We start from the raw sequence: 19035 nt of genomic DNA, 5'->3' as shown, positions 1-19035 counted from the left end.
ATTAAAAATGTCACAAGACCAACACAGTGCTGAGCAGGCACCTGATTTAAATAACGAATTAAAAACACGCCGTGAAAAACTGGCACTGCTGCGTGAAAAAGAAGCCGTTGCATTCCCGAATGATTTCCGCCGTGACGCGGTATCCGGTGAGCTGCATGAGAAATATGGCGAAAAAAGCGCGGAAGAGCTGGAAGCGCTGAATATCGAAGTGGCGATTGCCGGTCGTATGATGACCCGCCGTATCATGGGTAAAGCCTCTTTTGCCACCTTACAGGACACGGCGGGCCGTATTCAGATTTACGTTTCCCGTGATGATCTGGCTGAAGGCGTGTACAACGAATCCTTTAAAAAATGGGATCTGGGCGATATCCTCGCGGCGCGCGGTAAGTTATTTAAAACCAAAACCGGTGAGCTGACTGTTCACTGTACCGAAGTCCGTCTGCTGACCAAAGCACTGCGTCCGTTACCGGATAAATTCCACGGTCTGAATGACCAGGAAACCCGTTACCGCCAGCGTTATCTGGATCTGATCGCCAACGATGAATCCCGTCATACCTTTGCGGTGCGTTCACGTATTCTGGCTGAAATCCGTAAATTCATGGTGAACAAAGGGTTTATGGAAGTGGAAACCCCGATGATGCAGGTGATCCCAGGCGGGGCAAGTGCGCGTCCGTTTGTTACCCATCATAATGCGCTGGATATCGATATGTATCTGCGTATTGCGCCGGAACTGTATCTGAAGCGTCTGGTGGTCGGTGGCTTTGAGCGTGTGTTTGAAATCAACCGTAACTTCCGTAACGAAGGGGTTTCTCCGCGTCACAACCCTGAATTCACCATGATGGAACTTTATATGGCGTATGCCGATTATAAAGACCTGATTGCGCTGACCGAAGAGCTGTTCCGTACTATTGCGCAGGATGTGCTGGGCAACCCGGTTGTGAAATACGGTGACCAGGAATTCGATTTCGGCAAACCGTTTGCCAAACTCACCATGAAAGAAGCTATCTGCAAATATCGTCCGGAAACCAATATGGCGGATCTGGATGATATGGATAAAGCGGTTGCTATCGCGAAATCCCTGAACATCAAAATTGAAAAATCATGGGGTCTGGGCCGCGTACAGTGTGAAATCTTCGAGGAAGTGGCAGAAAGCCATCTGATCCAGCCGACATTCATCATTGAATATCCGGCAGAAGTCTCTCCGCTGGCACGCCGTAATGACGATAATCCGTTTATTACTGACCGCTTTGAATTCTTTATCGGCGGCCGTGAAATCGGTAACGGTTTCTCCGAGCTGAACGATGCGGAAGATCAGGCAGAACGTTTTGCCGAGCAGGTCCGCCAGAAAGACGCCGGTGATGACGAAGCGATGTTCTATGACGAAGACTATGTTGTCGCACTGGAACACGGTCTGCCGCCGACAGCGGGTCTGGGTATCGGGATCGACCGTATGGTTATGCTGTTTACTGACAGCCACACCATCCGTGACGTCATCCTGTTCCCTGCAATGCGTCCGGGAAAATAATTGCTGCAGTAAATGAATACGGGGCCTCACAAATTTGTGGGGCTTTTTTTTTCACTATCCTCTTGATAAACAAGATGACCGGCGTATAATCTCACACATCCTGACGCGGGCGTAGTTCAATGGCAGAACGAGAGCTTCCCAAGCTCTATACGAGGGTTCGATTCCCTTCGCCCGCTCCAATCAAGTCCTTCTGAATATCTTCTTAAATTTTCAATTCCCTGTAAAAACCAGACCTTACAGCCCGGACTCAGTATTCTGAGATCTGCCGGAATCGATACATCTTTGTGTATAGCAATGGTATAGAATGAAATTTGATGATTTTCGGACATCTCAGAGCGTAACGATTTCTGTTTTCCGGCAGGCTGCAACCGGGCAGTACCGATCATGTATTTTTTATACGACAAAAAAACAGTCCCGTTCAACACGATGGCGATCTTGAATAAATCATTTATTGATAACATTAATGGATTGAAAGCATGAAGAAAATAATAGGGTTATGCATGTTAATTCCGGTTTTTGGTATGGCTGAGGAGACGTCTGACGTTGTTTATACTCCCTCAGAGCTGCTGGATATGACTGTTATCAATAAAATCCCTGATAGCGAAATACCCGTTTTGGATAAATCTGATAGCTCTGAAATGTTATTTAATGAATGTAAATCAATAGCGAAGACTGTAATCTCCAATTTCAGTAATGCTTACCCAACAGTGATTGACGTTGATAGCGGCACACATTTTAAAGTAAGAATCGGATCAATCAATGAGGTGTTTACCCTGGAATGTGTTAATGATGAGAAACGGATTTACAGGGCTAAATATAAATCCGGAAGTAATTAGTTTTTATGTGGAATAGTTAATTATTAGCAGAGTAATAAGAATGATGATTTATGTACATCGCAGGAAGCCCGTGAGGGCAGGCTGAACAGCGGAAAATTCAGATGCTTAATCTTAAAATCCTGGCATGAGTGGTTTACGAAACATTATATCTATGCTCATATACAGAGGGTATGCAGTCAGAATAAAATAGACGGACAGGTAGAATATGAAAATTTTCACATGGTTATTTCTTTATTTTATTGCGGCTGAATCTTTCGCTGCTGTTGATTATGACGCTATGTTAGCGGAAATCAGGGGTAAGCCTGAATACATCCTGTTGCTTCCCGACGCTCAAAAAGGAGACCCGGTTGCTCAAAAAAAAATCGGCGATATATATAATGAAGGTGATGGCGTTTTTGCATTCCCGGCTCAGGCACTTTACTGGTATGAAAAAGCCGGAATGCAGGGGAATTTAACTGCTCAGATACAGGCCGGAGACTTCTATTATTCAGGAACAGGTGTTCATAAAAATTATTTTCTTGCAAAAAAATGGTATGAAAAAGCCGCTGAACAGGGAAATGTAAGGGCACAAATAAGCCTTGGGGATTTATATTCCACAGGTGGTTATTTTTTTCCGAAAAATAAACTAAAAGCGAAAAAATGGTATAGCAAGGCTTGTGAGTCAGGATCTTTTGTCGGTTGTAATTTAAAAAAATCAATTCAGGATAAATGAATGTCGTGTTCTATGTTTGCGGAGTCTGATGTACTGTGCCGCTGCTGTCTCAGTCAGTGATGGAGCCGCCACAGAATACAGCCGGACGTGTTCTGAAATCGCCGGATTCTGTAATTTAATTCAATTTCCCGGCAATACCCTTGTCCCGCACTTTACCGGCTTTCGTCTGATCGCCAGTCTCATTAATCCGTTCAGCAATAACACGTCCGCTATCCGCTCTCTCAGGCAACACCTGATTCACCACAGCGACGATTGCCGGTTTAATGAATAATTATTCAAAAATAATACCTTATTAATTTTGCGAGTCTTGCGGTCACAAAATAGTATTGCTGGTAATTTATTGTTATCACGTCCTAATTTAAAATTAAACTATTAGTGCCATTTGATTAAATATATATATCACGGTTGTGTTTTATTATTTTTAAATAAAGAATATAGACCGTGTCACTATAATGATGGTGTGTTAGTTGTTATATATAATATAGACGTAGTAACTATATTAAATATGTATTTATTTTTTAATTGATGCGGGTGATATATACAACACAGCATTAACAAAATGTATTTTTACACTAATTAATTTTGGTGAAACCTATTTTTAGGATTATTATTTTGATATATGTCACGGTATGGCATTTGTACATGGTTATATTAATAATTGTTCGTCAGATAGTCTTAATTTTAAACAGGTGCAAAAATGGAAAACAACAACCGATTTTGGCCGCATATAAGACGTGTCACACACCTTATGATGTTCTCACATCGTTCGTGTTTTGATTTTAATCGTTTTAATGCACATAGGTAGTCCCTCTACTGACATCCATGACGTTGTCTGCATATTGCCATCGTATGGATCGTCGACCTCTTTCTCACTATATCCCGCATTTATGTGTGGATATGCTGAATTCTGATTGATAATTCATACTCTGGCTTTCATGCATATCAATGTGCAGGTAAACCGTTTTCGTCATTCCCGGCTGCGGTAAAAAAAAGCCCCTGCTGAGACAGTGAAAACCGTCAGTCCTGAATATTGTTTTGACATACGTAATGGCATAAAGAGAAATGTGATTTTTTAACTCAATAGTATATTGAGGGAACAAATTCGCATTTATGAAAATAAATAACTGAAATATTTTTTCTGACTGTTTCAGCGGGAAGTTTTTGCCAAAAATAAAAGGTATGAAAATGAAAAGTTATAAAGTAGCTGTCAGCTATGATATGTCTGACTATATTTCAACACACCGGGAATGTGTGGATATCCTGAATACAGATTTTACTGATGTTGCTGTCATTGTTATTTCACTTGATGATATCCGCGACGGAAAGCTGGATTTTATTGAGCAGCACAGTTTTGAACAGCCGGTTTTCGCTGTAATCAGTGATCACGAAGTCATTCCGGCAGATATCATTACACGGTTAACCGGTGTGATTGATTTAAATAAAAAGAACGGTGAATTATACAGTAAGCAACTGGAAACAGCGGCCCTGAAATATGAAGAAAGCCTGTTACCGCCATTTTTCGGCAGTCTGAAAAAATATGTTGAGCAGGGCAATTCGGCTTTTGATTGTCCCGGACATCAGGGCGGGGAGTTTTTCCGCCGCCACCCGCTGGGTAACCAGTTTGCTGAATATTTCGGTGAAAATTTATTCCGTTCTGATTTATGTAATGCGGATGTCTCCATGGGGGATCTGCTGATTCATGAAGGTGCTCCGTGCGCGGCACAACAGCATGCGGCGAAAGTCTTTAATGCGGATAAAACCTATTTTGTCCTTAATGGTACGTCGTCTTCAAATAAAGTGGTGCTGAATGCCTTACTGGCGCCGGGTGACCTGGTATTATTCGATCGTAACAACCACAAATCAAACCACCACGGCGCATTAATACAGGCAGGGGCAACACCGGTTTATCTGGAAGCGGCGCGTAACCCGTTCGGATTTATCGGCGGAATTGATGCCCACTGTTTTGAGGAAGATTATCTTCGCGGCTTAATTAAAGAAGTCGCACCTGAACGAACCGGTGAAAAACGTCCGTTCCGCCTGGCCGTAATTCAGCTGGGTACATATGACGGCACAATTTATAACGCACGTCAGGTTGTCGATAAAATCGGTCATTTATGTGACTACATTTTATTTGATTCCGCCTGGGTTGGTTATGAACAGTTTATTCCGATGATGAAAGATTGTTCTCCGCTTTTGCTGGATCTGAATGAAAATGATCCCGGAATTCTGGTCACACAATCAGTCCATAAACAACAGGCCGGTTTCTCTCAGACATCCCAGATCCATAAAAAAGACAGTCATATTAAAGGTCAGAGCCGTTATGTGAATCATAAGCGTCTGAACAATGCCTTTATGATGCATGCCTCCACCAGCCCGTTCTATCCGCTGTTTGCCGCTCTGGATGTGAACGCCAAAATGCATGAAGGGAAATCCGGTAAGCGTTTATGGATGGATTGCGTGAAAACCGGGATTGAAACCCGTAAGTTGCTGCTCAAATCCTGTCAGTATATCCGCCCGTTCATTCCGGAAACTATCGATGGCCGTTCATGGGGTGATTTTGAGACTGATGTGATTGCCAATGATCTCCGGTTCTTCAATTTTGTGCCGGGTGAGCGCTGGCATGCCTTTGAGGGATATGAAGAAAATCAGTATTTTGTTGATCCGTGCAAATTACTGCTGACAACGCCGGGTATTGATGCCAAAACCGGTAATTATGAAGCATTCGGTGTGCCGGCAACGATTCTGGCTAACTATCTGCGTGAAAATAATATCATTCCTGAAAAATGCGATCTCAACTCCATTCTGTTCCTGCTGACCCCTGCCGAGAGCATGGCAAAAATGCAGCATCTGGTGGCTCAGATTGCCCGTTTTGAGCAATTACTGGAGCAGGATGCGCCGCTGAAAGAGGTACTGCCGTCTGTATATCATGCGCATGAAGCCCGTTATCTGGGGTATACCATCCGTCAGTTATGTCAGGAAATGCATGATATGTATGTGAAGTTTAATGTGAAACAACGCCAGAAAGAGATGTTCCGCAAATCACACTTCCCGCAGGTCAGCATGTTGCCGCAGGCCGCAAATATTGCGTTTGTGCGCGGTAATGCGGAACTGGTCGCAGTGGATCAGATTGAAGGCCGTATTGCGGCTGAAGGTGCTCTGCCTTATCCGCCGGGGGTTCTGTGTGTGGTTCCGGGGGAAATCTGGGGCGGCTCCGTGCAGCAATATTTTCTGGCGCTCGAGGAGGGGATTAACCTCTTCCCGGGATTCTCACCGGAATTACAGGGTGTGTATATCCGCTGTGATGACGATGGTCGTCAGCGGGCATACGGCTATGTAATTAAACACTGAGTTCGTTAATTCGTGCATGACGGAGCGCGGATGAGCGTGCTCCGTCAGCCGGGGAGAAATATGATGAGTGCTTCAAAGAATAAAATGAGCGTATTACAGCTCACGATATTAACCGCAGTGAATATGATGGGATCCGGCATCATTATGCTGCCGACAAAACTGGCGGAAGTGGGGACGGTTTCTATTCTGTCATGGGTTGTGACCGCCGTCGGTTCTATGGCGCTGGCCTATGCATTTGCCAAGTGCGGTATGTACAGCCGCCGCAGCGGAGGGATGGGTGGTTACGCGGAATACGCATTTGGTAAATCCGGTAACTTTATGGCGAATTACACCTATGGTGTTTCTCTGCTGATTGCAAACGTTGCGATCGCGATTTCCGCTGTCGGTTATGGTGCTGAACTGATGGATGCGGCGATGACGCCGCTGGGTATCTGTATTGCCACAATTGTGGTGTTGTGGATTTGTACGGTGGCAAACTTCGGCGGTGCACGGATCACCGGACGGATCAGCAGTGTGACTGTCTGGGGGGTCATTATTCCGGTTGTCGGTATTTCGGTTATCGGCTGGTGGTGGTTCAGCCCTGAACTGTATGTTAATTCCTGGAACCCGCATAACTTTCCGCTTTTTGAGGCGGTCGGTTCCTCTATTGCGATGACATTATGGGCATTTTTAGGGATGGAATCTGCCTGTGCTAACAGTGAGGCGGTTGATAATCCTGAGAAAAATGTGCCGATAGCGGTATTGGGCGGAACATTAGGTGCAGCGGTTATTTATATCGTATCAACAAACGTCATCGCCGGTATTGTACCGAATATGGATCTGGCAAACTCGACTGCGCCGTTTGGCCTGGCATTCTCACAAATGTTTACGCCGGGTGTGGGTAAGGTTGTTATGGCGCTGATGATTATGTCCTGCTGCGGTTCATTATTAGGCTGGCAGTTCACTATTGCGCAGGTATTTAAATCATCATCCGATTCCGGTTATTTCCCGAAAATCTTTTCTGCCGTTACCAAAGCGGATGCCCCGGTAAAAGGTATGCTGGTTATTGTTATTATTCAGTCTGCACTGTCGCTGATGACCATCAGCCCGTCACTGAATAAACAATTCAATGTGCTGGTTAACCTGGCGGTTGTTACCAATATTATCCCTTATATCCTTTCCATGGCTGCCATGATTATTCTGCAGAAAGTCGCCAATGTGGATCCTAAGAAAGCACGGACAGGCAATGTGATTGCATTTATCGGTGCTGTTTATAGTTTCTATGCGCTGTATTCATCCGGTGAAGATGCTGTGATGTGGGGGGCGCTTGCCACCTTCCTCGGCTGGACACTGTATGGCTTTGTTTCCCCGCGGTTTGAAATGAAACAAAACCAGGACGTAATGATGAAATAACGAACACTCTCCGGTGGGTTCCTCCCGTGCAGTAACGGCGGGAGGATTTTTTCCTGCAGCGAAACAGCCGGAATGTATACGGACAGCAATCTGTCTATTCCGCATAACAGAGATAAAACGTAATGACAGCAATAATGACAAAGCCGAAACGGGGACGACCGCCGAAAAACCATGATGCAGGCACCGATGTAAAAGAAATATTGATCCGCAGTGGTACGGAGGTGTTTACCGAAACAGGGTATATGACATCAGATATCAGCGGAATATTAACAAAAGCCGGTGTTCCGAAGGGATCTTTTTATTATTACTTTGGCAGTAAAGAAAATTTCGGTGTGAAAGTGATACGTCATTATGACCGCTGTTTTTCTCATCTGCTGGATAAATGTCTGTCTGATACCACATTGCCGCCACCGGAAAGATTACTGACATTTTGCAGGATTGCCAAATCCGGAATGGAAAAATACCACTGGCAGCGCGGGTGCCTGATCGGTAATCTCGGGCAGGAAGTTGTCAGTCTGCCGGCAGGGTATTGCGAATTACTTAATGACATTATTACCGGCTGGCAAAAGAAAGTGGAAGATTGCCTTCTGGAAGCACAGGCACAAAGTCTTATTTCCGGAAATATTGATTGCAGGCAGATGGCAGTCTTTTTCTGGGCTGGCTGGGAAGGGGCGGTCATGCGTGCCAAACTGACCCGCAACGGTGAACCGCTGGATCTGTTTATGACTATTTTTATGAAGCAGATACTGGCATAACAGCCGGGAAAGATGATAATTCCGGGCTGAAAAATGGTTTTCTCTGATAGCAGACGGCAGTGTTTCCGGATACTATTTCCATCCTATGAAAGCCCGTAAACGCCTTGTTCTTGTCATTCTGTCCGGCATTATGCTGGTTTCTGTCCTGTTTATATCCGGGGTCATTCTGGCCATGGATAAAACACCGTATTACGATATTGACCGGAACGGGAAACCATTCGGGCACTCCGTTTTCACATTGTATGACGACCGGGTTTATGCCGCTGTGCCGTCTGACGGGTATTTTTTAATCCCCGGTGCGGATCCGGACAGTTTCCGGTTATTGCCTGACAATAACAACCATAATGGCCGGCAATTTGCAGCCGATAAATATCACGCCTGGTGCGGTAATCTTCCCGTTGCGGATTTTAATCCTCAGACGGCGGTTACTATCGGGAATGGCTATTTTACCGATGGTAAAAATACCGTTTTCTGTGCTCCGTATACGCGGATAAATAATGAACTATCCGGTCTGCAAAAGTTGTATCAGGAATGGCGTTACGGCTGGGGGCTGAGTGATAAGCCTCTGACTTACTATTATCCGCAGCAGCCATTGCCGTCGTCAGCCATACCTTACCGGATATTACCGGATTCCGGTCTTATCAGTAACGGAGAGCAGGTTTTCTTTGACGGTAAATTAATGCCGGGAGCAAATCCGGCGGCATTGCGCCCTGTGGCTGTCCGGCAGGATGATAAATCAGTGCGTGAGAGCCGGGTATTTTATCACGACGGGGAACATGTTTATTATCAGCACCATTTATTACCGCTGAAAGATACAGAATCACTGTATGGTTTTTACCTCGGTAATTTATTTCAGGAAGCCTATTTATTTGATCCGCAAACCGGTCAGGCGGCCATGAATAATGTCGTATTCCCGCCGGAATATGCGCCTTACCGTGTGATCAGTTACTATGGTCAGCATGTTAATCAGGGGCTGTTTTTATCCCGCCGGGGTGTTTATTTTTATGACCGGAAAAAAGAAAAAATCCGCCGCGCCGGTGATAACCCGCCGTTGCAGGATAGCTGTCAGGAAATATCACCGCTGATTTTCATCTGCGGCAATGAAACCCGGTATTTGCAGGGGGCGGAATCATGGGGCGGCCGGAAATCACCGGGGCTGATTTCCCGCAGTACGATACTTTATCGTCTTGATGATAATACAGCGGATAACTGGGTAAAAGTCGGCGACATTACCTCTCACCATTACGGGGAGGTCTGGCAGAAAGGCGGGCAATATTATTATTTTGACCGGCTGGGCGCATCACAGCTTATGCGCGGACCAATCTATTTAATTCCGGAGAATACGACTGTACGCGCGTTACTGAGTGATGACCTGCGGGTCGATGACCTCCGGAAAATGGCGCATGACGGGCGTTTGCAGGCGGTTTCCGGTACAGAAATGCTGAAGGCCACCACCCGTTATAAAGAGAGCATGTTCAGTTTCCTGAATTTTTCGGATGATGACTGAATAACCGCGATTATTTTTCTTATTGAGAATAAATTGCATTTGACAAATGCACTCAGATTCATAGAATAGCGCCATCAAAGGTCAATTCTCTGACCCGTAAGCGTTTACGTTAATCAACGCATGTAACTTTGTGCATTACAACAGTTATGTGTTGTTGTGTCGTCACTATACGGAGTCGTCTATGTCTTTTCAGGACAAAAATTATATTTTAGGTTTTCCGAAGCTGCCTCAGCGCGCGTTAATCTTTCTGGTGCCTTTTTTCTTATCGCTGGTGATGAGTGGTATTGTTTCGTTTATCAGTACCGTCAAAGCACTGGGATTCTCCTGGCTGCTGGTTTCTCCGTGGCTGACATCATGGGGAATATCCTGGGCTATTGCGTTCCCGACCGTCTTATTTGTTCTGCCGTTCGCCCGCAAATTATCGTTATTACTGGTCAGAAGTTCATAATGACGGGATCTGAATCCCTAACCATTGCCGGAAGTGTTTTTTCCCTTTTCCGGTAATTGTCACTTCCCGGTAGCCAGGCGTGCGGATCAGCCAGCCCTGTTGCTCACAGTGCGTGAATAGGGCTGCGCCCAGATAGCCGCCGAGGTGAAACCGGCGTTCACTCCAATCCAGACAGCCGCAGCAGAAAACCCGTTTTACGGTATGGGCGGCAGGCAGCCCGAGCGCAGTCAGTGCAGATTCGCCGGATACCGTCAGCGCCGTACCGTCAGCGGTTATCCAGCCTTTTTCCTGCATCGCATCATATACAGCCACTGCCGTTTCCCCCGCCAGGTGGTCATAACAGGTTCTGGCCTGCCGTAAATGCGGCGGGGCGGAGGATTTGCGGATGGCGGCTGTTACCGGAATGCCGGTGAGATTCATCATTTTTTCGATGATTTCGGCCACGTTTAATCCGGCCAGCTGATAATAGCGGTGACGCCCCTGCGGAATACAGATGATCAGCTTTCCGGCGACCAGTTTTGCCAGATGCGCACTGGTGGTGGAGGCACTGATATCTGCGGCAATGCTCAGTTCAGTTGCTGTCCAGGCTCTGCCGTCCATCAGGGCGCAGAGCATGCGGATGCGGGACGGATCAGCCAGTGCGGCAGCCACACCGGCAAGCGCGGTTTCTAACTCAGACGTGTGTTCTTCTGACATATCAGCTCCGCCGATTATTCCTGCCCGAAATCATATTCACGGGTGATTTCAGCAATACGGATGCGGTAAAAAGAAAAAATATCCGCTTTACCTTCTTCCTGAGCCCGGCGGTGCTGCAGGTTTTGTTTCCATTTCAGCAGAGAAGCTTCGTCTTCCCATAATGAGAGCGATAATAATTTGCCCGGTGTGCTCAGGCTGGCAAAACGTTCAATGGAGATAAAGCCCTCAGCCTCACTGAGCAGCGGGCGCAACCCGGCGGCGATATCCAGATAACGGGATTGCTTATCTTCCGGCATAGTCACTTCAAAAATTACAGCAAACATAGGCTTCTCCTTATGCAGTCCGGCTAATCATAACGGAAGCGCAGAGAAAACACTTCGCTGAGTAACGAAATAAGAAGAATTATGTCCGGTAGCGGACCGCGATTGCCAGCAGGATTAAAATCACACCGGTTATCTGCACCACCGGATGTGACGGCATGCCGTGCTGTAGGATATCGATAATAAAGCCGGATAATACCTGACCACAGATAGCCAGAATGGTGGTCAGTGTGGCACCGAGCAGCGGCAGAATATAACTGTTTATCACCACGAAACAGGCACCGATAATACCACCGGTGAATGCGATCAGCGGAATGTTACTCAGCGTGACAGGGAATTTCGGCAGGTAAAACAGAACAACCACACTCAGGAAGATAAACCCGGCGATATGATTAACCAGCGAAGCATAAAACGCATTACTGCTCTGAGATAATCTGCCGTTGATGCTGCGGCTGAAAATAATGCAAATGCCATTTGTCAGCGCAATACTAATATAAAACAGTAACATCATTATTTTCCTGCAATGATCAAAATACAGCCGCTGAATAACAGCAGCAGTGTCAGCCCGTCGCGGCCTGTCGCTTTGCGCCGTGTCAGTCCCATCAGACCAAAATGGTCGATAATCAGCCCTGTCACTATCTGGCCCGCAAGCATCAGCACAATCGAGCCGGAGAGTGACAGCGGGCTGTTAACAGTGATCGCCGCCAGCAGTACGGTAAATGCACCGGGTATCCCGCCGAGATAGCACCACCGCGGAATTTTCGCGCCGGCGCGGCGTTGCGGCAGGTGTTTTTTCACTGTCAGCCAGATAATCAGGGCAACCACAGCGCCGATACCGTGTGTCAGCCAGGAGGCGTGCAGCGGGGAAGTAAAGGTGGATAAATAGCTGTTGCTCATAATCATCAGGGTGAGTAATACCCCGGAAAGTAAGGCAATCAGCGGTAACAGGATCTCTTTTTTCATCATCATTTTTCACGTTATTGCGGACGGAGAGAGTATAGAGATTGCTGGTGTCCGAAATAAACGCTATAAATAGAAAAACAGCGTTTCCTGTAAGTTGACAATGAAGAGGGTGCTATGGATTTTTCGCTGTTACCGGTGTTTATTGCGATCACCGAGCAGGGGAGCCTGACAAAAGCGGCAGAGTATCTGCATATGACCAAATCGGCGGTCAGTAAAAAACTGGCGGCGCTGGAAACACAAACCGGCATCCGGCTGATCACCCGTACCACGCGCCATTTGCAGCTGACGGAAGCCGGGCAGCTTTATTACGCCTATCTGAAAAAAGCCCATCAGGCGGTGCTGGACGGGCAGGATGCATTGTCACATTACAGCCGTGAGGTTGACGGCACACTGAAAATCAGTGCCCCGGCGGTATTCGGCAGTCTGCATCTGGCTAACATAATGCCTGAATTTTTACAGCGCTGGCCGTCATTACGGGCGGAAATGGTGTTTGATGACAAACTGACGGACCTGGTCGGGGAAGGGTTTGATCTGGCTGTGCGGATCGGTGAATTGCAGGATTCCTCGCTGATTGCCCGCGTGTTGTCCCCCTGCCGCAGTGTGTTGTGCGCGTCTCCGGCCTATCTGGCACGACACGGCACACCACAGGATCTGACTGACCTGAAAGCACATAATTGCTTGTTTTACAGCTATTTTCAGGCCGGTCAGTCCTGGACATTTCTGCATCGGGGAGACGTCGTGCGTTTTACCCCGCAGGGCACGCTGCGCGCCAACAACAGTCTGGCGCTGCATCAGGCTGTTTTGCAGGGAACGGGGATCTGCCAGCTGCCGCAGTTTATCGCTGCACCGGATATCCGTGCCGGGCGGCTGCTCCCGTTACTGCCGGAATACCCGCTGCCGCTGCATCATATCTATGCGGTTTATCCGGATCGTGACTATCTGCCGAAAAAAGTCTCCGCATTTTTACATTTTTTGCAGGATGCGCTGGGCACGGAAGGGCCCTATCAGAAAGAATATGAACAGGATTTATCCTTTTTTAAGGCAGCGGAATAAAAACCGGCTACATTGGGTAAGGCAATCAGCCTGCTGTTTATATCCTTTATTTTAATTTCATCGGGAGGGGTTATATGTCTCTGCAATTGTGGATCGCCAATAAAAATTACTCTTCCTGGTCGCTGAGACCCTGGTTTTTACTGAAAGCCCTGAATATCCCGTTTGATGAACAACTGGCCACCTTTGTGCCGGGCGGCAGCAGTTATGAGAAATTTATCCGTTTTTCCCCGTCCGGGCTGGTGCCGTGTCTGGTGACGGCGGAGACCACGGTCTGGGATTCTCTGGCAATCTGCGAGTATATTGCAGAGGATCACCCGCAGACCTGGCCGGCGGAAAAAACCGCCCGGGCATGGGCGCGCTCTGCTGCGGCAGAAATGCATTCCGGGTTTACCACGCTGCGCCGCGAGTGCCCGCTGAACTGCACAGAAAGCCGCCCGGCCGCCGGGATGACACCGGAATTACAGAAAGAGTGCCAGCGTCTGGATCAGCTCTGGTGTGAGGGATTAACCCGGTTCGGCGGCCCGTGGCTGGCAGGGGAAAATATCAGCGCGGCGGATGCGTTTTATGCGCCGGTGGCTCTGCGCGCACGGACTTATCAGCTGCCGTTTTCAGCGGCGGCACAGGTGTGGATTGACCGGATCCTGGCGCATCCTGCCATCATTGAGTGGTGTGAGGCTGCAGCGAAAGAAGCGAAAATCATCCACGACTGAAAACAGAAAGGGCGGGAATACCCGCCCTGATTGTTACTTAACGGCGCTGTCCATCAGGATAAAACGCGGTTCGGCGCGCTGATATTGATTAATCGCGGGTACCAGGCGGCGGAAGTGCTCACTGGCGCAATGGGCATCCAGCGCAGCCTGATCCGGCCAGGTTTCGATAAAAACAAAATGCCCCGGGTCTTTCTGATCGACAAACAGATCATAACTGATACACAGCGGCTCACGGCGGGTGGCGGCAACCAGTTCTTCATACATCGGCATCAGGATCTCAACGGCATCCGGCTGCATAAAATCTTCAGCAATCACTTTTAACATTATCTTCCCCTTGTCCGGTGCGGACAACAACATGAAATATCTGCAAATGACTTCCCCGGCAAGCCGTGTAAATTCTGACTGATAACCAGAGCATAAATCACAACAACTACCGGTATAACATTGAGGAGGCAGAATGTCATTATCATTAATCGGCGCAATTAATCTGTTGAAATCCAAAAAATGGATCGACCTGACACACGCATTTAATGCGGATTCACCGCACTTTTTTATGTTTGAACCGGCGGAGTTTAAAACGCTGTTTGATTACCGCGACGGCTTTTTTGCCCAGCAGTTTACGTTTCCCGGCCAGTACGGCACCCACATTGATGCACCGTGCCATTTTGTGCAGGGGCGGCGCTTTGTTCATGAACTGGAACTGAAAGAACTGGTACTGCCGCTGGTGGTGATTGATCAGTCCGCCAGGGCACAGCAGGATGCGGATTTTGCGTTATCCGCAGACGATGTGCTGGCGTTTGAACAGGTTCACGGGCGTATTGACAGCGGCAGTTTTGTGGCACTGCGTACGGACTGGAGCAAACGCTGGCCGTCACAGGCACTGATGGATAATAAAGATGCGGAAGGAAACAACCATATTCCGGGATGGGGAATGGATGCGCTGGAATTTCTGTTCCGTGAGCGCGGGATCAGTGCCGTGGGGCATGAAACCTTTGATACCGATTCGGCGCAGGATTTCCGCAAAAACAGTGCGTTGCTGGCGGAATATTTTGTACTGGATCAGGATGCATACCAGATAGAACTGCTGACCAACCTCGATAAAGTCCCGGCCAAAGGCGCGGTGATTTTTAATATCGTGGCAAAGCCGGACAATGCGGGCGGATTCCCGGTCCGGTCATTTGCGATTTTGCCGGATTAATGCGGCGTATCAGCGGAGATTAAACTGAGAGAACGTCAGCTGGTTATTCACATAGAGCAGCTGATTGAGCTCGGCGGCAATCAGCGATTTGAGGTCACTGCCGGATAATGTTTCCGGCAGTGACTGCCAAAGACGGGATAAAATAAATTCCTGCTGTTCGCCGTATTCATCATAGCGGGACAGGATCTGTAAGAGTGAGTCTCTGGTTATCTGTCCGGTATGTTTTGTTTTTTTCAGATCACAAATCACCGGAGCCAGTAAGCTTACACAGATATCCCGGTATTCCTGACTTTCGGCAGGGAATGTCTCCAGTGTCTGCCATAACAACCGGCGTTCATCGGTAAACGCAGGTGTGACAGCTGTCGTTTCAGTGTGACGGTACATAAATATCAATCCTCTTGCGGTTATCAGGCAAATGCCGTTCGTGTGTTATTTCCCGTCGTGGTCACTATTTTATTTTTATTGGCATGTGTCATCAGATAAAAGGGATATTGCTATCCCTTTATCCGGTGTATTGACCGGTACTGTCAGCACCAGTGTATTTTATCTGCCGTCAGACAGATATTGCGGTTGTTCAGCCACAGATACAGCTGATTATCATCATTGTTATTTTTCAGCTGCAAAATCAGCTGCACAACAGTGCGGAAATAGTCCGGGATACCGTTGTCCGGTAAGGGTTTATGATGATAAATAACATCACGGAACACATTAATAAAATGACGCAGTGTGAACGGAATTTCCCGGCGGAGAGCATAAATATCCTGCTGTATCCGGGAAAGATCCTGTGCGGATTCAGTGAGACAGTGTTTAATATCTGACAGTTCAGTCTGTTCCGGTTGCGGATAATATGCGCTGTACAGTGTATACAGAGCCGACAGCTGGCTGTTTATTATCCGGCTCCGGCGGTATTCTTCTTCCCGATCCCACAGCTCACGGTGTGCGTCTTTTATCCGGTATTCATAAGTTTCATTTAATAGCCAGTCCACCCAGTAACGGGACCCGGATAATATAATGGTGTCAGACAAACAGGTATCCCAGTTATCAGGATAAGCCTGTATTGTTTGTCTGATCATGGTCAGGTCACGATACTGAAAAGGAATATTCCATTTCTTTCTGCGGCGGAACCAATTCGTTTTTTTTAAATAGTCTGTCTGCTGACGTGTAAGATATTTAGATAATAAATCATTCTCGTTACAAACGTCTTCTGAATTATATATTTCATCATCTGACAGATAACGATGACAGGTCGTTTTATTAAGCATAAATCCCTCTGGCTGAATAAAAGTGAAGCAAAGGAACGCAGCTTAACAGACCCGTTTTTTTCCGGTGTTATTTTTGTTTTCTGTTTTTATCACTATTCGTCAGTTTATATGATTACTCCGGGCTTTGCTGGGTGTAAATCCGAAACGTTTACGGTAACTTTGGGTAAAATACGACTGACTTGAGAACCCGGCTTCCATGGAGACATCAACAATACTCATCTGGGTATTGAGCAGAAGCTGATGGGAGAATAATAACCGCCGTTCACTGATCCAGGCCCGTGGTGATGTGCCGTATACCGCACCAAACAGCTCTTTGAAGGTTGTCAGACCCATACCAAATTCCCGGGAAAATTCATTTAATTTCCAGTCTTTCAGATAATGTTTTTCCATAAAGGTCTGCAAGCGTTCCGCCTGGCGGTTACTCAGCTGGCGCAATACCGACATCAGCCGTGTGCCTTCCTCACTGAGGGCGATAATTAATAATAATTCTTCCAGTTTCAGCTTTATCAGCGGTGACGGTGCATTATTACAGTAAGCATCATAAAACCCGCTGATACTGTTTTTCAGCATGGCGGACTGCGGGAAGTAAATGAGTCCGGATGTCGGGTCCGCAACGCGGTGAAGATGGCTGAGAATATCGGAAAAGCGGTGCAGGAAATCCCGCAGAAAATGGTTACTCAGCGGAACCCATAATAAGTTAATATCACCGGAAATATGCTGATATGCATAGCTTCCCTGGTTGGAAAAAATAACTTCATTGTCATGAAGGGTGTATGAGTTTATGCAATCCTGCCATTTCATTTTTCCGGACATCAGAAGGTAAAGACCTTTTTCCTGTTGTTCGGTAATATTGAAAATATCAGGCTCAACAATAACAGACTGTATCTCTTTATTATTGTCAGATGTCAAAGTACATGAGTTCATGGGCATCTCAGAGTAAACAATACGGCGTAGTTTTCGGAAATTAAATAACAGGGACAGTGTCAATCCATCCGATATAAATAATTATATAACTAATGTCGGACTTTTCTACTTGATACGTAGTTTTTATGACATTAACGGCCTTATTTATTGGTTTGAATGCTATTTTATTTACATGGTGAATAACTTTAACGAACAGCAAGTAATGTCATGATGAATTATGTATTTTAAATGCTATTTTCTTGTTGTTATTTTGTGTTAATCCATGGAATATATATACAATTAATTATCATTGAATCTGTTTTTTTGATAAAAAATTGAGCGGGAATGAATTAATACTGTAGTTGCCGGTGCAGTACAGCGTATTATTCTGCAAAGATGTAGCCATTGTTTTAATTCTGATAATTAACGTTATTATATTTAATATTATGTTTTTATTATGTTGCGGTTGGCTGATTTGAATTTTTTGGGTGAATATCAATCGTTATATTATTTATGTTATGGATTGTTTCCGGCGGGGAACGCCACCGGCATGACAGATGATACGCCGTTTCGTGATGACTGTCCCTTGCACCACTCACCGTTTTTAATCATTATATAAAAAAATATATAACGAGTGAGGTTACTATGTCGTCCCGTCGTCTGATGCTCTCCGCATTTCTGTTCTGCTGTTCCGTTCCGGCTGTGATGGCCGCTGAGTTACATATGTATGCCGGTGCCGGTCTGCGCCCGCCGATCGAAAAGGTGATCAGTCAGTTTGAAAAAGAGACCGGTAATACGGTAACGGTGGAATATGGTGGTTCCGGGCAGATCCTGACCCGGTTTGAACTGACAAAGCAGGGCGATCTGTTTTTCCCGGGATCGGCGGATTATGTGGAAAAGCTGCAGAAAGAAAAACAGGTGACGGACAGTTATCCGATCGTCCGGCATATTCCGGTGATTGCGGTACGCAAAGATAAAGCAGACGGAATTAACAGCATTGCGGATCTTGCCGCAAGTAATCTGCGTATCGGTATGGGGGACCCGAAAGCCATTGCGCTGGGCCGTAGTGGTGAGGTATTGCTGGATGCCAGCGGTTACGGTGATGCACTGCGGGAAAAAGTCATTGTCCGGGCGGCCACAATTAAACACCTGTCGTTGTATCTGCTCAACGGTGAAGTGGACGCCGCCGTTATCGGCCGCGCCGATGCGATGAAAAACCGCGATAAACTGATGATTCTGCCGTCACCGGAAGGCAGTCCGGAAGAAGTGGCCACGCTGGCCGTGCTCAGCACCAGTGCATCCCCGGCTGAAGCAAAACAACTGGCGGAATATTTTGCCTCTCCGGAAGGGATCAATGCCTTTACCGATTACGGTTTTCTGCCGGTCAGACCGGCTGACACGCACTGA

General features: G+C 46.9%; 22 protein-coding genes and 1 tRNA gene. 15 read left to right on the top strand and 8 right to left on the bottom strand.

Annotated features, from left to right (window positions below; all coding sequences use genetic code 11):
- The first annotated feature begins 7 nt into the window (after positions 1–7).
- The 11 genes from lysS to ACF8OF_RS17760 all read left to right on the top strand — a co-directional run bounded on the left by lysS (position 8) and on the right by ACF8OF_RS17760 (position 10523).
- On the top strand, positions 8–1525 hold the full coding sequence (gene lysS / locus ACF8OF_RS17810; RefSeq protein ID WP_072870044.1) for a lysine--tRNA ligase: 1518 nt from the start codon (positions 8–10) through the stop codon (positions 1523–1525).
- Between the two features lie 105 nt (positions 1526–1630).
- A tRNA-Gly gene (locus ACF8OF_RS17805) sits at positions 1631–1704 on the top strand.
- A gap of 342 nt (positions 1705–2046) precedes the next feature.
- Complete coding sequence (locus ACF8OF_RS17800) at positions 2047–2361, top strand: hypothetical protein (protein ID WP_392497291.1); 315 nt, start codon at positions 2047–2049, stop codon at positions 2359–2361.
- Positions 2362–2566: 205 nt separating this feature from the next.
- Positions 2567–3073 (top strand): tetratricopeptide repeat protein, encoded by a 507-nt coding sequence (locus ACF8OF_RS17795; RefSeq protein WP_392497290.1) that lies wholly within the window; start codon positions 2567–2569, stop codon positions 3071–3073.
- 28 nt (positions 3074–3101) lie between these two features.
- Positions 3102–3344 (top strand): hypothetical protein, encoded by a 243-nt coding sequence (locus tag ACF8OF_RS17790; RefSeq protein ID WP_392497372.1) that lies wholly within the window; start codon positions 3102–3104, stop codon positions 3342–3344.
- A 426-nt stretch (positions 3345–3770) separates the two neighbouring features.
- Positions 3771–3878, top strand: coding sequence for a leader peptide SpeFL (speFL, locus tag ACF8OF_RS17785; protein WP_262860699.1), 108 nt, complete (start codon positions 3771–3773; stop codon positions 3876–3878).
- 380 nt (positions 3879–4258) lie between these two features.
- On the top strand, positions 4259–6421 hold the full coding sequence (gene speF, locus ACF8OF_RS17780; RefSeq protein WP_392497289.1) for an ornithine decarboxylase SpeF: 2163 nt from the start codon (positions 4259–4261) through the stop codon (positions 6419–6421).
- A gap of 63 nt (positions 6422–6484) precedes the next feature.
- Positions 6485–7813, top strand: coding sequence for a putrescine-ornithine antiporter (gene potE, locus ACF8OF_RS17775; RefSeq protein ID WP_046894607.1), 1329 nt, complete (start codon positions 6485–6487; stop codon positions 7811–7813).
- 134 nt (positions 7814–7947) lie between these two features.
- Positions 7948–8568, top strand: a complete 621-nt coding sequence (locus tag ACF8OF_RS17770) for a TetR/AcrR family transcriptional regulator (RefSeq protein ID WP_262860697.1) — start codon at positions 7948–7950, stop codon at positions 8566–8568.
- A gap of 85 nt (positions 8569–8653) precedes the next feature.
- Positions 8654–10075, top strand: a complete 1422-nt coding sequence (locus tag ACF8OF_RS17765; RefSeq protein ID WP_392497288.1) for a DKNYY domain-containing protein — start codon at positions 8654–8656, stop codon at positions 10073–10075.
- A 181-nt stretch (positions 10076–10256) separates the two neighbouring features.
- The gene (locus ACF8OF_RS17760; protein WP_004238319.1) at positions 10257–10523 is read left to right on the top strand and encodes a DUF2798 domain-containing protein; all 267 of its coding nucleotides are present in this window, start codon (positions 10257–10259) and stop codon (positions 10521–10523) included.
- On the opposite strand, the gene ACF8OF_RS17755 is transcribed toward ACF8OF_RS17760, so the two are convergent.
- The 4 genes from ACF8OF_RS17755 to ACF8OF_RS17740 all read right to left on the bottom strand — a co-directional run bounded on the left by ACF8OF_RS17755 (position 10518) and on the right by ACF8OF_RS17740 (position 12502).
- A complete protein-coding gene (locus ACF8OF_RS17755; protein ID WP_262860694.1) occupies positions 10518–11219 on the bottom strand; it encodes a helix-turn-helix transcriptional regulator in 702 nt (233 codons plus the stop codon). The two genes, ACF8OF_RS17760 and ACF8OF_RS17755, sit on opposite strands and share 6 nt — an antisense overlap.
- A gap of 14 nt (positions 11220–11233) precedes the next feature.
- Complete coding sequence (locus tag ACF8OF_RS17750) at positions 11234–11542, bottom strand: antibiotic biosynthesis monooxygenase (RefSeq protein WP_279796574.1); 309 nt, start codon at positions 11540–11542, stop codon at positions 11234–11236.
- A 79-nt stretch (positions 11543–11621) separates the two neighbouring features.
- Positions 11622–12050: a DMT family transporter gene (locus tag ACF8OF_RS17745; RefSeq protein WP_392497287.1), complete on the bottom strand. Its 429-nt coding sequence runs from the start codon at positions 12048–12050 to the stop codon at positions 11622–11624.
- The gene (locus tag ACF8OF_RS17740; RefSeq protein ID WP_262860692.1) at positions 12050–12502 is read right to left on the bottom strand and encodes a DMT family transporter; all 453 of its coding nucleotides are present in this window, start codon (positions 12500–12502) and stop codon (positions 12050–12052) included. The genes ACF8OF_RS17745 and ACF8OF_RS17740 overlap by 1 nt, the downstream gene beginning before the upstream one ends.
- A gap of 114 nt (positions 12503–12616) precedes the next feature.
- On the opposite strand from ACF8OF_RS17740, the gene ACF8OF_RS17735 reads away from it, so the two are divergent.
- Together ACF8OF_RS17735 and ACF8OF_RS17730 are read left to right on the top strand one after the other, a co-directional pair.
- A complete protein-coding gene (locus ACF8OF_RS17735) occupies positions 12617–13555 on the top strand; it encodes a LysR family transcriptional regulator (RefSeq protein ID WP_392497286.1) in 939 nt (312 codons plus the stop codon).
- 74 nt (positions 13556–13629) lie between these two features.
- Positions 13630–14265, top strand: a complete 636-nt coding sequence (locus ACF8OF_RS17730) for a glutathione S-transferase family protein (RefSeq protein WP_392497285.1) — start codon at positions 13630–13632, stop codon at positions 14263–14265.
- Positions 14266–14298: 33 nt separating this feature from the next.
- On the opposite strand, the gene ACF8OF_RS17725 is transcribed toward ACF8OF_RS17730, so the two are convergent.
- On the bottom strand, positions 14299–14589 hold the full coding sequence (locus tag ACF8OF_RS17725; protein WP_127375941.1) for a putative quinol monooxygenase: 291 nt from the start codon (positions 14587–14589) through the stop codon (positions 14299–14301).
- A 133-nt stretch (positions 14590–14722) separates the two neighbouring features.
- On the opposite strand from ACF8OF_RS17725, the gene ACF8OF_RS17720 reads away from it, so the two are divergent.
- Positions 14723–15463 (top strand): cyclase family protein, encoded by a 741-nt coding sequence (locus ACF8OF_RS17720; protein ID WP_262860690.1) that lies wholly within the window; start codon positions 14723–14725, stop codon positions 15461–15463.
- A 9-nt stretch (positions 15464–15472) separates the two neighbouring features.
- Here the strand turns inward: ACF8OF_RS17720 and ACF8OF_RS17715 are convergent, their stop codons facing one another.
- The 3 genes from ACF8OF_RS17715 to ACF8OF_RS17705 form a co-directional block, all read right to left on the bottom strand.
- Entirely contained in the window at positions 15473–15847 is a 375-nt protein-coding gene (locus ACF8OF_RS17715) for a guanylate kinase (protein WP_392497284.1), read from the bottom strand.
- A gap of 143 nt (positions 15848–15990) precedes the next feature.
- Complete coding sequence (locus ACF8OF_RS17710) at positions 15991–16536, bottom strand: hypothetical protein (protein ID WP_392497283.1); 546 nt, start codon at positions 16534–16536, stop codon at positions 15991–15993.
- A 288-nt stretch (positions 16537–16824) separates the two neighbouring features.
- Positions 16825–17634 (bottom strand): AraC family transcriptional regulator, encoded by an 810-nt coding sequence (locus ACF8OF_RS17705; protein ID WP_025152843.1) that lies wholly within the window; start codon positions 17632–17634, stop codon positions 16825–16827.
- A gap of 639 nt (positions 17635–18273) precedes the next feature.
- Between ACF8OF_RS17705 and modA the strand changes: the two genes are divergently transcribed.
- Entirely contained in the window at positions 18274–19035 is a 762-nt protein-coding gene (gene modA, locus ACF8OF_RS17700) for a molybdate ABC transporter substrate-binding protein (RefSeq protein WP_392497282.1), read from the top strand.

The organism is Morganella sp. TYF_1 (assembly GCF_043105645.1).
Lineage (GTDB): Bacteria > Pseudomonadota > Gammaproteobacteria > Enterobacterales > Enterobacteriaceae > Morganella > Morganella morganii_B.
Note: the sequence above shows the minus strand (reverse complement) of the source record. Positions and strands in the feature narration are given on the sequence as shown.

Excerpts from the sequence above, each read along its gene's own strand:
- lysS (WP_072870044.1), top strand. The coding sequence starts at position 8 with ATGTCACAAGACCAACACAGTGCTGAGCAGGCACCTGATTTAAATAAC.
- ACF8OF_RS17800 (WP_392497291.1), top strand. The coding sequence starts at position 2,047 with ATGGCTGAGGAGACGTCTGACGTTGTTTATACTCCCTCAGAGCTGCTG.
- ACF8OF_RS17795 (WP_392497290.1), top strand. The coding sequence starts at position 2,567 with ATGAAAATTTTCACATGGTTATTTCTTTATTTTATTGCGGCTGAATCT.
- ACF8OF_RS17790 (WP_392497372.1), top strand. The coding sequence starts at position 3,102 with ATGTACTGTGCCGCTGCTGTCTCAGTCAGTGATGGAGCCGCCACAGAA.
- speFL (WP_262860699.1), top strand. The coding sequence starts at position 3,771 with ATGGAAAACAACAACCGATTTTGGCCGCATATAAGACGTGTCACACAC.
- speF (WP_392497289.1), top strand. The coding sequence starts at position 4,259 with ATGAAAAGTTATAAAGTAGCTGTCAGCTATGATATGTCTGACTATATT.
- potE (WP_046894607.1), top strand. The coding sequence starts at position 6,485 with ATGAGTGCTTCAAAGAATAAAATGAGCGTATTACAGCTCACGATATTA.
- ACF8OF_RS17770 (WP_262860697.1), top strand. The coding sequence starts at position 7,948 with ATGACAAAGCCGAAACGGGGACGACCGCCGAAAAACCATGATGCAGGC.
- ACF8OF_RS17765 (WP_392497288.1), top strand. The coding sequence starts at position 8,654 with ATGAAAGCCCGTAAACGCCTTGTTCTTGTCATTCTGTCCGGCATTATG.
- ACF8OF_RS17760 (WP_004238319.1), top strand. The coding sequence starts at position 10,257 with ATGTCTTTTCAGGACAAAAATTATATTTTAGGTTTTCCGAAGCTGCCT.
- ACF8OF_RS17755 (WP_262860694.1), bottom strand. The coding sequence starts at position 11,219 with ATGTCAGAAGAACACACGTCTGAGTTAGAAACCGCGCTTGCCGGTGTG.
- ACF8OF_RS17750 (WP_279796574.1), bottom strand. The coding sequence starts at position 11,542 with ATGTTTGCTGTAATTTTTGAAGTGACTATGCCGGAAGATAAGCAATCC.
- ACF8OF_RS17745 (WP_392497287.1), bottom strand. The coding sequence starts at position 12,050 with ATGATGTTACTGTTTTATATTAGTATTGCGCTGACAAATGGCATTTGC.
- ACF8OF_RS17740 (WP_262860692.1), bottom strand. The coding sequence starts at position 12,502 with ATGAAAAAAGAGATCCTGTTACCGCTGATTGCCTTACTTTCCGGGGTA.
- ACF8OF_RS17735 (WP_392497286.1), top strand. The coding sequence starts at position 12,617 with ATGGATTTTTCGCTGTTACCGGTGTTTATTGCGATCACCGAGCAGGGG.
- ACF8OF_RS17730 (WP_392497285.1), top strand. The coding sequence starts at position 13,630 with ATGTCTCTGCAATTGTGGATCGCCAATAAAAATTACTCTTCCTGGTCG.
- ACF8OF_RS17725 (WP_127375941.1), bottom strand. The coding sequence starts at position 14,589 with ATGTTAAAAGTGATTGCTGAAGATTTTATGCAGCCGGATGCCGTTGAG.
- ACF8OF_RS17720 (WP_262860690.1), top strand. The coding sequence starts at position 14,723 with ATGTCATTATCATTAATCGGCGCAATTAATCTGTTGAAATCCAAAAAA.
- ACF8OF_RS17715 (WP_392497284.1), bottom strand. The coding sequence starts at position 15,847 with ATGTACCGTCACACTGAAACGACAGCTGTCACACCTGCGTTTACCGAT.
- ACF8OF_RS17710 (WP_392497283.1), bottom strand. The coding sequence starts at position 16,536 with ATGATCAGACAAACAATACAGGCTTATCCTGATAACTGGGATACCTGT.
- modA (WP_392497282.1), top strand. The coding sequence starts at position 18,274 with ATGTCGTCCCGTCGTCTGATGCTCTCCGCATTTCTGTTCTGCTGTTCC.